This window comes from Luteimicrobium subarcticum, from assembly GCF_002798015.1.
In the GTDB taxonomy this organism is placed as follows: Bacteria; Actinomycetota; Actinomycetes; order Actinomycetales; family Cellulomonadaceae; genus Luteimicrobium; species Luteimicrobium subarcticum.
The window spans coordinates 283,721-297,922 of record NZ_PGTZ01000007.1 but is presented as its reverse complement, the minus strand read 5'-3'; the positions used below and the strand labels follow the sequence as shown (position 1 = coordinate 297,922).

Here is a 14,202-nt window from a genome sequence, read left to right as displayed (position 1 = left end):
TCTTCTCCTGGGGTCTCTGGGTCAGGCGGCGACGGGCACGGCGGCGGCGACGTCCGCGCTCTCGTCGGGCGTGGGCAGGTCGGGCAGGAGGCGCCGCACCTCGGGGGCGACGTCGGACGCGAACAGCTCGAGGCTGTCGCGCCACGCGCTGCCTCCCACCCCGGGGTCGTGGCCGCCGACCGTGATGGCGCTGTTGCCGAACGCCTCGTGGTACCGGAGCACCTTGTCGAGGACCTGCTGGGGGCTGCCCACCAGTGCGGAGCCACGCTCGAGGTAGTCCTCGTAGGAGTCGTACAGGGTCGCGGTGCCGGCGAGGTGGTGGTTGTCGGCCGCGCGCAGCCGCTCGGCGAGCGCCTCGTACACCGGCCGGTACGCCTCGACGGCGTCCTGGGAGCGGCGGGCGACGTGGACGGCGCCGTGCCCGGCCCCGACGAGCGCCCGCTCGGGGTCGCGTCCCCGGGCCTCCCAGGCGGACCGGTAGTGCCGCACGAGACGGGCGTAGTACTCGACCGGGTTGAACCCGTTGGCGGAGAAGATCGGGTCGCCGTACTCGGCGGCGAGCTCGACGGACCGCTCGGCGGTCGCGGAGCCGTGCCAGACCCGGATGCGGCGCTGCAGCGGCGGCGGGAACACCGTGGCGTCGCGCAGCGGCGTGCGCCGGATCGTCGGGAGACCCTCGGGCGGGTCCCAGGTGACGGGCTCTCCCGACCACAGCCGGCGGAGCAGCCGGTAGTTCTCCTCGAGGGTGTCCCACGCCTCGGTGCGACCGATCCCGAACAGCTCGGCCTGCTCGGGCCCGTTCCCCTTGCCGAGGATGATCTCCAGCCGCCCGCCCGACAGGTGGTCGAGCGTCGCGTAGTCCTCCGCGACCCTGACCGGGTCGAGGACGGACAGCAGCGTGACGCCGGTCAGGAGCCGGATGCGGGAGGTGCGGGCCGCGATGTGCGAGAGCACGACGGGTGGCGACGACGACACGAACGGCGCGTGGTGCCGCTCGCCGACGGCGAAGCCGTCGAAGCCGAGGTCCTCGAACAGGACGGCGTTGCGCACGACCTCCTGGAGCCGGGCGCTGATCTGCTCGGGGTCCGCGCCGGGGGTCGCGTCGATGAGGTCGAGGCCGAAGATCGCGGCCATGAGGTTCCTTTCGTGGAGGGTGTGGTGCGGGGCTCAGAGCCACTTCTCGAAGGGACGTGCGCCGAGCACCGCGTCGGCGACGACGGCGGCCGGGTCGAACAAGGGCGTGTAGCCGGCCGCAAGGTACAGGCCGACGGCCTCGGGCTGGCGCGGCCCGGTCGTGAGGTAGACGCGCTGGTACCCGAGCGCGAGGGCCCGCGTCTCGAGCTCGACGAGCACGCGCCGACCGAGGCCGCGCCGCCGGTGGCCGGAGTGCGTCCAGATGCGTTTGAGCTCCGCGGTGCGCACGAGCGGACGCCCGTCGGCGTCGTGCGCCGACCCCGGGCGGCGCCGGTCCGGGTCGCCGAGCTCGGGCTCGGTGCGGCGCCGCAGCGCCCCGCCCGCGACCGGCGCTCCGCCCTCGATCAGCAGGACGAGGTCGCCGTCCGGCGCGACGAACTCGTCGGCACCCTCACGCCGGAACACGGCGACGTGCCGGTCGTCGGCGAGCTCGCCCAGGACGTCGGAGTACCGGGTGCGGTACTCGTGGAAGAGCTCGTCGAGGAGCACGACGACGAGGGGGTCGTCGAGCGGGACGCTGCGCACCTCGAGGACGGGCGCGCTCACCGCGGGTCCTTCTCGCCGGCGACGACCGGGAACGGCAGCGCGTTGCCCTCGAGCGGCCGAGGGCACGTCCCGTGGTCGTTGAAGTGGCTGGGGTAGGCCGAGGCGCGGTTGAGGTCGATGCGGAGGCGCCCGGTGGAACGCTCCGCGAGGAGGGCGGCCGCGGTCAGGTGCACGGCCCGCCACCCGGGCACGTCGTCCGCGGTGTCGGTGAAGGCGAGCGTCACGCCGCCCCGGTGGCCGCGGACGACCTCCAGGGTCACTGGCCCGTCGGGTCCGGCGAGGTCCACGGAACCGACGACCTCGACGTGGTGCACGAGCCCGGGCTTCGCGGCACCGACGGTCGCGGGCCGCGGCACGTCGTACCAGCGCACGCCCACGTCCACGACGGCCGCCGCGTCGAAGGGATACGTCTCGACGGGGTCGCGGTCGGTCGCCGCGGCGAGCGCGTCGGAGCCGGGGTCGCGCAGGCGGACCAGCGCCCGGCCCGTGCGCAGGGCCACCTCGACGGCGACGAGCCCGGACGGGTCGTCCGGGGTGCCCGTCCCGTCCGGGGCGACGAGGAACGGTGACGCGGACCCCGCCTCCGCGACCACGACGCGCCGCGTCCCGGTCACGGGCCGCGACGTCTCGGCGTCGAGGAGCACCGGTCCGCCACCCGGGTCGCCGACCGTCACGTGCGTGCTGTGCCGGTCGGCCCACCACAGCCCGGGCACCCCGGCGAGCGCGGTCGGCTCCGGGGGCAGCCAGTGGTGGGCGACGATCGACAGCGGGCCACGCGGGTCGCGCAGGGCGGCGTGGCGTGCGGCGCGCCACGCCTGCCAGTCGCGCTCGAGGTCGCCCGGCGAGCCGGTGCCGGGCACCGCGGTCCTGGGGCGCGGCGCGGTCCTGAGGGTCGCCGCGGCGGGCGTCATGGTGGTCATGGTGCCTCCTCAGAGAGCGACGGTCTGGTGGACGCGGGGGCGGGCGAGACCGAGGTGGTCACGCAGGGTCGGGCCCTCGTACTCGGCGCGGAACGCACCGCGCTCCTGGAGCAGCGGCACGACACGGTCGAGGACGTCGTCGAGGCCGTGCGGGGTGAGGTGGGGCACGAGGATGAAGCCGTCGCTGGCGTCCTCCTGGACGTAGCGGTCGATCTCGTCGGCGACGTGCGCGGGCGTCCCGACGAACCCGCCCCGTGAGGTCAGGTGGACGACGAGGTCGCGCACCGACCAGCGGTTCGTCTCCGCGAGGGACCGCCACTGCTCGACCAGGCGGCGCGGGTCGCCGTGGCGCGCCCGGCCGCGGGTGATCGACTGGTTCTCGTCGTCCGGCTCCTGCGTGGGCAGCGGGCCGTCGGGGTCCAGGTCGCTCAGGTCGCGACCCCATGCCTGCTCGACGAACGCGACGGCCGTGTGGCCGGGGACCTGGGCCCGTCGGATCTCGCGGGCGAGCTCCTGCGCCTCGGCGTCGGTGTCGCCGACGACGACGGTCGTGGCGGGGATGATCTTGAGGCTGTCGCGGTCTCGTCCGCGCGCCACGAGCCGGCCCTTGACGTCCTCGTAGAACGCGCGGCCGTCGTCGAACGTCGAGTGCATCGAGAAGATCACGTCGGCCGTCGAGGCGGCGAAGTCGCGCCCGTCGGACGAGTCGCCCGCCTGGAACAGGACCGGGTGTCCCTGCGGGCCGCGCGGCGTGGTGAACGTCCCCCGGACGTCGACCTGCGGTCCGGTGTGGGCGAAGGGCCGCACCGCCCCGTCCCGCAGGAACGTCCCGGTGGCGGGGTCGGCCACCACGGCGTCGTCGTCCCACGAGTCCCACAGGTCGCGGGCCACCTCGACGACCTCGGCGGCCCGCGTGTAGCGGTCCGCGTGATCGAGGTAGCCGCCCCGGCGGAAGTTCTCGCCCGTGAACGCGTCGGACGACGTCACGAGGTTCCAGGCCGCCCGGCCCCCCGAGAGGATGTCGAGCGTCGCGAACTGGCGGGCCAGCTCGAACGGCTCGTTGAACGTCGTGTTGATGGTGCCGACGAGCCCGATGCGCTCGGTCACGGCCGCCAGCGCGGCGAGGACGGGCAGGGTGTCGGGACGGCCCACGACGTCGCCGTCGTGGATGCGCCCCTTGTGCTCGCGCAGGCGCAGGCCCTCGGCGAGGAAGAAGAAGTCGAGCTTGGCCTCCTCCGCCTTGCGGGCCAGCGCCTCGAACGACGCGAAGTCGATCTGGCTGCCGGACCGGGGGTCCGTCCACACGGTCGTGTTGTTCACCCCGGGGAAGTGGACACCGAGGTGGATCTGCTTGCGGGTCTCGCGGCGGGTCATCGGTCCTCGCTCAGCTCGTCGTGGTGGCGTAGCGGCTGGCCGGCCGGGTCAGGCCGAGGGTGTCGCGGAAGGTCGTCCCGGGGTACGCGGTCCGGAACAGGCCGCGCGCCTGGAGGGCGGGCACGGTGCCGTGCACGACGGCCGCGAGGTCGGTCGCGAGCGACGCGGGCCGGATCGTGAAGCCGTCCGCGGCACCGGCGGCCGACCAGGCGGCCACGAGGTCGGCGAGGTCGAGCGCGGTCCCGACGTGCGTGAGCGAACCGTCGAAGGGGCCGGCGACGGGGGCCGCCCCCGGTTCCGCGTCGATCGCCGCGAGCTCGGTGAGGAGGTCGAGTCGCTCCTGGGCGCTGCGCAGGTCCTCCCCCACCACCGTGACCACGTCGACGAGCACGCGCAGCTCGTCGGGTCGCCGACCGGCGTCGGTCGCGGTGTCCCGCAGGGTCCGGCGCACCTGGACGGCCTCGTCGACGTCCTCGACCCGTACCCGGGCGACGTCGGCGCGGCGGGCCGCGAGGTCGAGGCTGAGCGGCGAGTCGACGACCACGACGACGGGCGGCCGGCCCTGCGGGGAGCGCGGGGTGATCGACGGTCCCTTCACGGCGAACCGGACGCCTTCGAAGTCGACGTAGTGCAGCTTGTCGCGGTCGACGTACCGGTGGGTCGCGACGTCGCGGATCTCGGCGTCGTCCTCCCACGAGTCCCACAGCCGACCGGCGACCTCGATCGCGTCCTCCGCCTCGGTGAGCGCCTCGACGACGTCGGGCGCGGTGCGCCGGCCGAACGCGGCAGCCGTCTCCGGGGACGTCGACCAGGCGACCTGCCACGCCGCGCGGCCCTCGGAGACGTGGTCGATGGTCTGGATGGCCTTGGCGACGTGGAACGGCTCGGTGTGGGTGACGTCGACGGCGGGCACCAGGGCGATGCCGTGGGACCGCGGTGCGAGCCGAGCGGCGACGAGGGCGGCGTCGAGGCGACCCTGGTAGGAGGCGCCGCGACGCGGCTGCAGCGCGAACGAGTCCTCGAACAGGGCGAAGTCGAGCAGCCCGGTCGCGGCGGTCGCCACGAGGTCGACGAGCCGGGCAGGGTCGAAGGGCCGGGGCGGCCGGGAGCCGCCGGCGCGCCAGGCGCCGGGGTGTGCGCCGGCGTCGGTGAGGTCGACGCCGAGGTGCAGGGTGCGGTGTACGGGCATGGGGATCCTCCGGGTCGGCAGGTCGGGGGCGCGACGGATCGGCCCGTCGCCTGTGCGGGGCGGGAGCGGGGGGAGCTGGGGGTGGGAGCCCGGCGGCGTGTGACGCGCGGGGCCGGCCGGGACGACCTACCGGCGCCGACAGAGGGTCGGGGCGAGGTCCCACCGGTCGAGCAGGGTCATCGTTCACCTCCTGGCCCGAGGGCCGCGCGCTGGTTGCCCGTCACGCAGGACGGGCCGGGTCATCACCCGGGGCACCCCGCCGCGGAGCGGGGTTGCCGTCCAGCCGGCCGGGGCCGAGGGGCTGGAGCTCATGACCTGGTACGACCGTAAGAATCTTGATCGATTTGGTCAACAAACTGCGCCGGGGATCCCGCCAGGCGGACGGATGCAACGCCCGGCTACCAGCTCCACCCGTGCGCGGCGAGCTCGAGCTCCTCGTTCAGGCGCGCGTCCCGCGCGCCTGCGGTGTCGGCGGTCAGCGGCGTCGGCGGCTCGGTCGGCACGACACCCGCGAGCCGGCACGCGTCCCGCAGCGCCACGTCGTACGCGATGACGGCGGCCCGCCAGTGGTGCGCCCGCGCGTACAGGTCGGGGGCCAGCTCGATGCGCCGGATCTCGGCGGACAGCTCGGCCAGCCGGGTCTGGACGGCGAGCGTCTCGAGAGGATCCGTCAGGACGACGTCCACCGCGCAGCGTCCCGGGACGGGGCCGCGCCCGCCCAGGCGGCGCCACCACGCCCGCAGAGCGCTCACACGGACCACCTCGCCCGACCGTCCCCGCCCGCCGGAAGGAGCCGGCGAGCCGGCCGACGCCCCCGTCGGCCTCTCCCCCGAGTCTACGAGCCCCCTGTGACCCAGGTCACCCCGACGGGGTCATCGGGTGCCGGGCGACACCGTCGCGACGAGCGCCTCGTGGTCCGAGCCCACCATCCGGACGACGCGCACGTCGCCCACCGCGGTCGACCGGTCCGTCACCACGTGGTCGATCGCGACGACCGGCGGGTACCACCGGTTCGCCGGCCACGTCGGGGCGAAGCCCGCACCCGCCCGGTCCGCCGCGTCGACGAAGCGGTCCCCCAGCACGTCGCGGAGCTCCGAGTGGTCGCGCGTCGCGTTGAAGTCCCCGAGCGCGAGCTGCGACCCCGAGCCGGCGTCGAGCTCGTCCCGCACGTGCCGCAGGTCGCCGCCCCACACCGACGTCTGGCCGAGCGCGGGCGACGCGGTGTGCACCGCCAGCACGCGGACCGGGACGCCGCCCACCGTGACCGTCGCCGACGGCATCGCGAACCACGTCGCCGCCCCCGCGTCCACGTCCTCGAGCGGCAGCGTGGACCAGATCCCCGTCCCCGAGTACGGCGCGGCCGCGGAGACCTTGCTCGTCACCGAGTGCGGCAGGACGTTGTCGAGCCCCGAGGCGCGCAGGCGGTCGAGCAGGTCGGGCGTGACCTCCTCCAGCGCCAGCACGTCGACGTGCTGCGCGCGCACCGCGCGCACGATCGTGCCGGCGTCCGCACGGCCGAGGAACGCGTTGAACGTCATGACGCGCACGTCCGACCCCGCCGCGACCTCGGGGCCACCGCGAGCGGCGCGAGCCACACGGCCTGCGCGACCACCACCGCCGCGGCCACGCTGCACACCCACCACCCGCGCAGCACCAGCGCGACGAGCAGCACGAGCAGCGCCAGCGCGCCGCACCACGGGGTCATGCTCACGACCTGCGCGAACGGGGTCCGACGGTCGAGCCCCACGGCGCGCGCCAGCGTCACGGCGACGGCGGGCAGCAGGACGGCGCCCAGCACGAGGTCTCGCACCACGTCCGCCCGGCTCCGCCAGCGAGCCCCCCGGCCGTACCTCCGGCGAGGGAGCGGCGCGACGAACGCGTCGGCACCGCGGCCGGGCGGAACGTCCTCGGTCATACCGGCGCGCCGCCGGCTGCCAGGGTCTCGAGCACCGGACGGGTCGCGTCGGACACCACCTCGTCGAGCCGGAGCAGGCGGCGCGCCGACGCCCGGACGAGCACGCCGACCCTCGCGTCGTCGTCGGTCACGAGCGTGTCGGCGAGGTCGACCCGCACCGGCACGAGCAGCGCGCCCCCACCCCAGTCGGACGGTGCGTCGTCGTCGGGCGAGCCGCCGCCCTGCGGCCCGTCCTCGTCCGCCGTGGGACGGACGACCTCGAGCATGACGACGGCCGTCGGACGCCCGACGAGCACGTCCGGACCCAGTGCGGCGACGATCCGCTCCGCCGCAAGGGATCCCAGGGCGTACCAGTCGGTCGGCCCGTCGCCCTCGGGGGCCGGCCCCGCCTCCCGGTACGCCGGGACGGCAGCAGGGTCCGGGGCGGGGTCCAGGTTCGAGGCGTCGAGCTCGAGCCAGGGCTCCTCGGGGTCGCGGATCCCACGCAGCGCCGCGTCTGGCCGCCGACCACGGAGGGACGGCCACTCCCGCAGCGCGGCACGGTCGAACGACGTCGGCGTGAGCGTCCAGGAGAAGATGCCGCGCGGGGCCCGAAGCTCCGCCCCCGTCGCGAGGCGCGCGAGCTCGAGCACGCGCAGCAGCTCGATGCCGAGCGCGACCTGGCCGCCGGGCCGGTACGCCTCGACGGGGTCGAGGAGCGGCACACCGGCCGAGTACGACCGGATCGCCTCCGGGTCGGCGGCCACGCGCGCGACGGCGTCCGGCCCCGCGACCACCACGGCGTCCACCACCCGGGCGAACCGGCCCGCCGCGAACGGGCGGTCGACCCCGTCGAACGCGCCCGGTCCGACGAGCCGCGCGTGCGCCTCGGTGCCGAGCAGCCGGTACGCATGACCGACCTGGACCCCGGCGGCCTCGATCACCGCCGGCGCCGAGCGGGCCACGTGATCGCGCCACCGGGCGACGACCACCGGGTCGAGACGGCCGCCCAGCGGCGTCAGGACCTCCCAGAGCTCGTCCCAGGACGCCGGGTCCTGCGGACGACGCCGGCCGAACAGACCCACGGTGGTACCCCTCCCTGCCTCGAACCGGTCGGTGCGCTCAGCCGAACAGGCGCGGGAGCGTGCCCTCGAACGCGTCGCGCGCGTCGGCGAGCGGGATCGTGAAGAGTCCGTCGACGACGAGCGACGCGTCCGCGCCGCCTTCAGCGGCGCCGGCGTCGGCCTCGACCGCCGAACCGGTCGTCCCGAGCTTGAGGACCGGCACGCCGCGCGCGGTGCACGCGTCCACGAGCCGGACCTCCTCGCCCGCGGGCACCGCGACGAGCGCACGGGCCGTCGACTCGGAGAAGAGGGCCTCGAACGCGGTCACGCCGTCCCGGGCGAGCAGCCCGTCGAGCGACACCGTCGCTCCCACGCCGAAGCGCAGCGAGGACTCGAGCAGCGCCTGCACGAGGCCGCCCTCGGACAGGTCGTGGGCCGCCTCGACGAACTCGTCGCGCGCCCCCTGCACGAGCACGTCCGCGAGCGCTCGCTCGGCCGCGAGGTCGACGCGCGGCGGCACGCCGCCCAGGTGGGCGTAGGCGACGTCGGCCCAGGCGGAGCCGTCGAGCTCGGCGCGCGTGGTGCCGAGCAGGAAGACGCTCTGCCCTTCGGTGCGCCAGCCGGACGGCGTCGCGCGGGCCACGTCGTCGAGCACGCCGAGCACGCCCACGACAGGGGTCGGGTGGATCGACGAGTCGACCTGGCCCGGCTCGCCCGTGCCGTTGTAGAGGGACACGTTGCCGCCCGTCACGGGCACGCCGAGCTCGCGGCACGCGTCCGCGAGGCCCTCGATGGCCTCGACGAGCTGCCACATCGAGTCGGGGTCCTCGGGTGAGCCGAAGTTCAGGCAGTCGGTGACCGCGAGCGGACGAGCGCCGGAAGCGGCCACGTTGCGGTACGCCTCGGCGAGCGCGAGCTGCGCCCCCGTACGCGGGTCGAGCTTGGCGTAGCGGCCGTTGGCGTCCGTGGCGATCGCGACGCCGAGGCCCGTGGCCTCGTCGACGCGGATCACGCCCGAGTCGTCGGGCTGCGCGAGCGCGGTGTTGCCCTGGACGAAGCGGTCGTACTGGTTGGTCACCCATGCCTTCGACGCGAGGTTCGGGCTCGCGAGCAGGCGCAGGGCCGTCTTGCGGAGGTCGTCCGGCTTCGACGGGCGCGGGTAGTGCGCGGTCGCGGACGAGCCGGAGAGCGAGTCGGCGTTGAGGCCGTCCTGCCACGCCGGGCGCGCGTACGGGCGGTCGTAGACCGGGCCCTCGTGCGCGACCGTGCGCGGGTCGACGTCGACGATGCGCTGGCCGTGGTGGTCGATCGTGAGGCGGCCCGAGTCGTTGACCTCGCCCACGACGGACGACTCGACGTCCCACTTGCCGGTGATGGCGAGGAACGCCTCGAGCTTGTCCGGCGTGACGACCGCCATCATGCGCTCCTGCGACTCCGACATGAGGATCTCGCCGGCGTTGAGCGACGGGTCGCGCAGCAGGACGTCGTCGAGCCAGACGTGCATGCCGCCCTCGCCGTTGGACGCGAGCTCGGAGGTGGCGCACGAGATGCCGGCCGCACCGAGGTCCTGGATGCCCTCGACGACCTGCGCCGCGTACAGCTCCAGGCAGCACTCGATGAGGACCTTCTCCATGAACGGGTCGCCCACCTGGACGCTCGGCCGCTTCGCGGGGACACCGTCCTCGAACGTCTCGGACGCGAGGATCGACGCGCCGCCGATGCCGTCGCCGCCGGTGCGCGCACCGAACAGCACGACCTTGTTGCCCACGCCGGACGCGTTCGCGAGGTGGATGTCCTCGTGGCGCAGCACGCCCACGCAGAGCGCGTTGACCAGCGGGTTGCCCTGGTAGGAGCCGTCGAACACGAGCTCGCCGCCGATGTTCGGCAGGCCGAGCGAGTTGCCGTAGCCGCCGACGCCCGACACCACACCGTGCACGACGCGCGCCGTGTCCGGGTGGTCGACGTCGCCGAACCGGAGCTGGTCCATGACGGCCACGGGGCGCGCGCCCATCGAGATGATGTCGCGGACGATGCCGCCGACACCCGTCGCGGCGCCCTGGTAGGGCTCGACGAACGACGGGTGGTTGTGGGACTCGACCTTGAACGTCACCGCCCAGCCGTCGCCGATGTCGACGACGCCGGCGTTCTCGCCGATGCCGACGAGGAGGTGCTGCTTCATCTCGTCGGTCGTCGCGTCGCCGAACTTGCGCAGGTGCACCTTGGACGACTTGTAGGAGCAGTGCTCCGACCACATGACCGAGTACATCGCGAGCTCGGCGGCCGTGGGCCGGCGGCCGAGGATGTCGCGGATGCGCTGGTACTCGTCCGGCTTGAGCCCGAGCTCCGCGAACGGCTGGACCTCGTCCGGGGTCGCGGTCGCGTTCTCGACGGTGTCCAGGGTCGGACGTGCGTCGGCGGACGTGGGGGTGGCCGGGGCAGGAACAGGGCTGGCGGCGGTCATCGAGTCCCTCGGGTTCGTGGTGGGGGGTGCGCGACGGCGCGGCCACGAGTCTACCGACGCGTGGCCGCGCCTCGTGCAGGCTGCCCGACCTCAGGGCCTGTCGAGGATGTTGAGGATGAACGCGGCTCCGTACTTGCCGATGGCCGTGCTCCCGTAGCTCCCGTGGATGTCCGAGCCGCTCGTGCCTGCCACCGGGTGGTTCGGGTCGCAGAACATGTCTCCCTTGTAGCAGAACGAGTTCAGTCGGCTCGCCACGCCGCTGAGCTGTCCGGCTGCCCGGTTCGGCAGCTTGCCGCCACCGACGCCGCTTCCCCGGTTGAACGACTCGCCGTAGCGGCGGACCGGGTCTCCCGTGAGGAACACGGCCGCCACCTTGGCCTTCGCGGCCGCGCTGAGCTTCACGGGGTTGTCCTTGGAGAGCACGTCACCGATGACGTGGGCGCCCTGCGAGTAGCCGATCAGCACGGTCCGCGAGCCGGGGCACGCGCCGGCGAGCCGGTTCAGCTCCGCGGCGAGCCGCGAGCGGCCGATCCCCTCGCTCTGGCCGTAGCCGAGCGGCGCCTCCGTGGTCGGGAGGATCGCTGCCGGGTAGTTCAGCCCGACCGTCCGCACCGACTTCTTCGTGCCGGACGACACGCGCGACGAGACGACGTACATCTTCCCGAAGCCGCCTGACTTGTACACGTTTCCGCTCGGCGACGACCCCGCCCCCTCGCCGGACCCGCGGACCACGATCTGGACGACGTTCGCGCACGACGCGCTCGACACCGTCGCGGACGCGCTCGTCGCGAGCACGGCCTGCCCGGCGAGCGCGGCCGCGAGCACGGTCCCCGCCGCGGCGGCGCGGGTCGAGATGGTGCGGAGCCTGGTGGTGAGCCTCATGGTGGTTCCTCCTACGGGGTGGTGCCGGCCGTCCTCGGACGTCGTCGTCTGCGGCGGCTGCCGCACGACGAGCGTGCCCTGCGCGCCCGCGGGACGGCATCCAACGAATCCGCGGACTTGCCGGCGTGGCCCCTGTGAGGACGCCCGGTCCTTCCTGCACGGGCGACGCGTACGGCAGGATGCCGGGGACGACGGTGCACCGTCGCGCGCGACCGGCGTCACGAGAGGAGCCCCCGATGGAGGGACCGGCAGGACCTCGGGCACGCGACGTGGCCGCCCGACCGGACGGGAGGACGGCGCCGGCCGCCGAGCCGGCCCGCAGCGCCCCGCAGGTCGAGCGCGCGGCCGGCCTCGCGGTCGCCGGGTCACGCGTCGCGACGCTGGCGCAGATGGCGCCGTCCGTGGTCGCGGCGTTCGATGCGTCGACCCGTCCGGGGCTGTGCGCCGTGACGTGGGCGGTCGCCACCGCCACGTCCGCCGGCACGATCGTGCTGTCCGTCGTGCGGCGTCGACCCCCCGGTCGGCGGTGGGCGACGGTCGACGTGACCGTCGCGGCCGCGCTCCTGGTGCTGGGTCTCCTCACGGTGTCCGCCGGCTACCGCACCGGGAGCTGGATCGGCTTCCAGGGCGCCTACTCGCTGTCCGTCGCGTGCGCGCTCATCGGCGTGCGTCGTCGCGGGGCGTGGCTCACGCTCCTCGCAGTCCTCGTCGCCGCGCGCGCGGTCTACCTGCTTCCCGCGCTCGGCTCCGGGGTGGGGTTCGCGACCATGGCCGGCGAGCTGCTGACCCTGCTGTGCCTCGCACCGCTCGCCTGGGCGGGGACCGGGGCGATGTACCGGATCGCACAGGACGCCGACCGGGCCCGGGAGTACGCCGCCCACCTCGCCCGCGAGGAGGAGGAGCGACGTGCTCGGACCGCCATCCACAACGGCACCGCGCTGCTCAAGCTCCTGGTCGAGCAAGCCCACGACGACCCCACCGACAGCAGGACGCCGTCCCAGGTGTGGGTTCAGGCCGCGAGCGAGCTGAACCGCATGCGCGCCTACCTCGCCGGGCAGGGGCGTCGGGCGGCTGGACGCGCCGACGAGCCGCAGGACCTCGCCACCCTCGTCGAGACCGTGGCCGCCGAGTTCGCGGACCTCCCCCTCGACGTCGTCCCCGACCTGGCGCGCGGGGTGCTGCTCGACGACGAGGCCGACGACGTCGCCGCCGCCCTGCGCAGCCTGCTCATCAACGTCCGGCAGCACGCCGGTGCCGCCCGGGTCGTCCTGCACGCCGAGCAGCTCGAGGACGAGGACGGATGGGCCGTCACCCTGCACGACGACGGACGGGGTTTCGACCCGTCGACGACGCGGCTCGGGGTCGGCGTCCGCGGGCTCGTCGTGGAGTCCCTCGCCGCGCACGCCATCACGGCGACCGTCGACTCCGTCCCCGGCCTGGGCACGACCGCGACCCTCCGCTCGGTGACCCGGTCCCGGACGCCCACGCCGGAGCACGCTGTCGTCGCGCCCGCGCGCGAAGGCCGGCCGTGAGCGGGGAGGCGGGTCCGGGCACGCCCCGGGATGTCGGGCCGGACGCTGCCGACGACGCGTCCGACGTCCGGTTCAGCCTCGTCGACGACGCCACCGCGGTGCGCGAGTCGTTGGCCGTGCTGCTGCACGGCCTGACGTTCGTCTCGGCGCACGCGAGCCTCGAGGACTTCCTCCTGGACCGCCCGGTCGCAGACGTCGTCGTCCTCGACCTGCACCTCGTGAACCTGCGGCAGCCCGACGCGAGCCAGGGCGTCGCGGCGATCCGGGACGCGGTCGCCGCCGGGTACCGAGTGTGCGTGTACACCCAGGAGGAGCGCCGCTTCGTGCTCGCCGCGTGTCTCGCGGCCGGAGCGACGGGAGTCGTGTCGAAGTCCTCGTCGCTCGACGAGACGCGCGCCGCGTTCCTCGCCGTGGCGCGGGGCGAGCTCGTCGCGCCGCCCCCGGTGACAGGTCTCATCGAGGTGCTCGTGCGACGCGGCCGTGTCACCGTGCTGAACCGGCGGCAGCGCGAGGTGCTCGCCGGCCGCGCCCGCGGACTCACGTACGCCGAGCTGTCCCGCTCCCTGTTCCTCTCCGAGTCGACGCTTCGGGGGTACTGGCGCGACCTGTCGACGGTCGTGTCGCAGCACCTGCAGGAGTCGTCCCCCGGTGACATCGAGCACGCCCTCGGCCTCGGGCCCGGCGACCTGCTGGACCACTGGCCCACCGCCGGCGCAGCGCGTCCGGCGGACCGTTCGACGATGATCGGACCATGACCTCACCGGAGCCCCGTCGCGGGGACCCCCGCCCCGACGTGCGGGCGTCCGGCGCGCTCGCGTTCGTCGTCGAGATCGCGATGCTCGTCCTGCTCGGGCAGTCGGGCTGGGCGATCGGCGGCTCGGTCGTGCTGTCGCTCGTCCTGGCCGTGGCGCTCGTCGGTGCGGCGGTCGTCGTGTGGGGCGTCCTCCTGGCTCCGACCGCCGAGCGGCGGCTGCGGCGTCCGGAGCGGCTCGCCGTCAAGGCTTTCCTCTACCTGGTGACGGCCGCGGTCGCGACGCTCGCCGGGTACGGGCTCTGGGCGGCGGCGTTCCTCGTGGTGGCGGTCGTGTCGCTCGTGTGGGCCCGGGACTGACGTCGCCCGACCGCGGGGACCGACCTCGGGGACCG

The 14,202-nt window shown here is 74.8% G+C and carries 14 protein-coding genes and 1 riboswitch; of the genes, 3 read left to right on the top strand and 11 right to left on the bottom strand.

All coding sequences use genetic code 11. From position 1 onward, the window contains the following. Positions 1–21 precede the first annotated feature (21 nt). From CLV34_RS06445 to CLV34_RS06395, 11 genes are all read right to left on the bottom strand, one after another. Entirely contained in the window at positions 22–1,134 is a 1,113-nt protein-coding gene (locus CLV34_RS06445; protein ID WP_100349457.1) for an LLM class flavin-dependent oxidoreductase, read from the bottom strand. A gap of 33 nt (positions 1,135–1,167) precedes the next feature. Continuing rightward, positions 1,168–1,740: a GNAT family N-acetyltransferase gene (locus tag CLV34_RS06440; RefSeq protein ID WP_100349456.1), complete on the bottom strand. Its 573-nt coding sequence runs from the start codon at positions 1,738–1,740 to the stop codon at positions 1,168–1,170. After that, positions 1,737–2,660: a DUF1684 domain-containing protein gene (locus tag CLV34_RS06435; RefSeq protein WP_100349455.1), complete on the bottom strand. Its 924-nt coding sequence runs from the start codon at positions 2,658–2,660 to the stop codon at positions 1,737–1,739. The genes CLV34_RS06440 and CLV34_RS06435 overlap by 4 nt, the downstream gene beginning before the upstream one ends. A 9-nt stretch (positions 2,661–2,669) precedes the next feature. Beyond that, on the bottom strand, positions 2,670–4,034 hold the full coding sequence (locus CLV34_RS06430) for an NtaA/DmoA family FMN-dependent monooxygenase (protein WP_100349454.1): 1,365 nt from the start codon (positions 4,032–4,034) through the stop codon (positions 2,670–2,672). Positions 4,035–4,044: 10 nt separating this feature from the next. After that, positions 4,045–5,223 carry an LLM class flavin-dependent oxidoreductase gene (locus CLV34_RS06425; RefSeq protein ID WP_100349453.1) on the bottom strand — a complete coding sequence of 393 codons (1,179 nt, stop codon included), beginning with the start codon at positions 5,221–5,223 and terminating at the stop codon, positions 4,045–4,047. 204 nt (positions 5,224–5,427) lie between these two features. Next, positions 5,428–5,539, bottom strand: a riboswitch (SAM riboswitch). Positions 5,540–5,621: 82 nt separating this feature from the next. Beyond that, positions 5,622–5,975 carry a hypothetical protein gene (locus CLV34_RS06420; RefSeq protein ID WP_245859058.1) on the bottom strand — a complete coding sequence of 118 codons (354 nt, stop codon included), beginning with the start codon at positions 5,973–5,975 and terminating at the stop codon, positions 5,622–5,624. Between the two features lie 120 nt (positions 5,976–6,095). Further along, positions 6,096–6,761, bottom strand: coding sequence for an endonuclease/exonuclease/phosphatase family protein (locus tag CLV34_RS06415; RefSeq protein WP_157803735.1), 666 nt, complete (start codon positions 6,759–6,761; stop codon positions 6,096–6,098). After that, the gene (locus CLV34_RS06410; protein ID WP_157803734.1) at positions 6,758–7,036 is read right to left on the bottom strand and encodes a hypothetical protein; all 279 of its coding nucleotides are present in this window, start codon (positions 7,034–7,036) and stop codon (positions 6,758–6,760) included. Before CLV34_RS06410 ends, CLV34_RS06415 begins: the two co-directional genes overlap by 4 nt. A 98-nt stretch (positions 7,037–7,134) precedes the next feature. Further along, positions 7,135–8,202, bottom strand: coding sequence for a hypothetical protein (locus tag CLV34_RS06405; protein WP_100349449.1), 1,068 nt, complete (start codon positions 8,200–8,202; stop codon positions 7,135–7,137). Between the two features lie 37 nt (positions 8,203–8,239). Then, positions 8,240–10,642, bottom strand: a complete 2,403-nt coding sequence (purL, locus tag CLV34_RS06400; RefSeq protein WP_100349448.1) for a phosphoribosylformylglycinamidine synthase subunit PurL — start codon at positions 10,640–10,642, stop codon at positions 8,240–8,242. 90 nt (positions 10,643–10,732) lie between these two features. Continuing rightward, the gene (locus CLV34_RS06395) at positions 10,733–11,524 is read right to left on the bottom strand and encodes a cutinase family protein (RefSeq protein WP_100349447.1); all 792 of its coding nucleotides are present in this window, start codon (positions 11,522–11,524) and stop codon (positions 10,733–10,735) included. A gap of 236 nt (positions 11,525–11,760) precedes the next feature. Between CLV34_RS06395 and CLV34_RS06390 the strand changes: the two genes are divergently transcribed. Genes CLV34_RS06390 through CLV34_RS06380 form a run of 3 tightly spaced genes read left to right on the top strand, consistent with a single transcriptional unit; the run spans position 11,761 to position 14,167 of the window. After that, positions 11,761–13,056 carry a sensor histidine kinase gene (locus CLV34_RS06390; protein WP_157803733.1) on the top strand — a complete coding sequence of 432 codons (1,296 nt, stop codon included), beginning with the start codon at positions 11,761–11,763 and terminating at the stop codon, positions 13,054–13,056. Next, on the top strand, positions 13,053–13,811 hold the full coding sequence (locus CLV34_RS06385) for a helix-turn-helix domain-containing protein (protein WP_100349445.1): 759 nt from the start codon (positions 13,053–13,055) through the stop codon (positions 13,809–13,811). Before CLV34_RS06390 ends, CLV34_RS06385 begins: the two co-directional genes overlap by 4 nt. Continuing rightward, positions 13,808–14,167, top strand: a complete 360-nt coding sequence (locus CLV34_RS06380; protein ID WP_100349444.1) for a DUF2568 domain-containing protein — start codon at positions 13,808–13,810, stop codon at positions 14,165–14,167. Before CLV34_RS06385 ends, CLV34_RS06380 begins: the two co-directional genes overlap by 4 nt. The last annotated feature ends 35 nt before the right edge of the window (positions 14,168–14,202 follow it).

Excerpts from the sequence above, each read along its gene's own strand:
- CLV34_RS06445 (WP_100349457.1), bottom strand. The coding sequence starts at position 1,134 with ATGGCCGCGATCTTCGGCCTCGACCTCATCGACGCGACCCCCGGCGCG.
- CLV34_RS06435 (WP_100349455.1), bottom strand. The coding sequence starts at position 2,660 with ATGACCACCATGACGCCCGCCGCGGCGACCCTCAGGACCGCGCCGCGC.
- CLV34_RS06430 (WP_100349454.1), bottom strand. The coding sequence starts at position 4,034 with ATGACCCGCCGCGAGACCCGCAAGCAGATCCACCTCGGTGTCCACTTC.
- CLV34_RS06425 (WP_100349453.1), bottom strand. The coding sequence starts at position 5,223 with ATGCCCGTACACCGCACCCTGCACCTCGGCGTCGACCTCACCGACGCC.
- CLV34_RS06415 (WP_157803735.1), bottom strand. The coding sequence starts at position 6,761 with ATGACGTTCAACGCGTTCCTCGGCCGTGCGGACGCCGGCACGATCGTG.
- purL (WP_100349448.1), bottom strand. The coding sequence starts at position 10,642 with ATGACCGCCGCCAGCCCTGTTCCTGCCCCGGCCACCCCCACGTCCGCC.
- CLV34_RS06395 (WP_100349447.1), bottom strand. The coding sequence starts at position 11,524 with ATGAGGCTCACCACCAGGCTCCGCACCATCTCGACCCGCGCCGCCGCG.
- CLV34_RS06390 (WP_157803733.1), top strand. The coding sequence starts at position 11,761 with ATGGAGGGACCGGCAGGACCTCGGGCACGCGACGTGGCCGCCCGACCG.
- CLV34_RS06380 (WP_100349444.1), top strand. The coding sequence starts at position 13,808 with ATGACCTCACCGGAGCCCCGTCGCGGGGACCCCCGCCCCGACGTGCGG.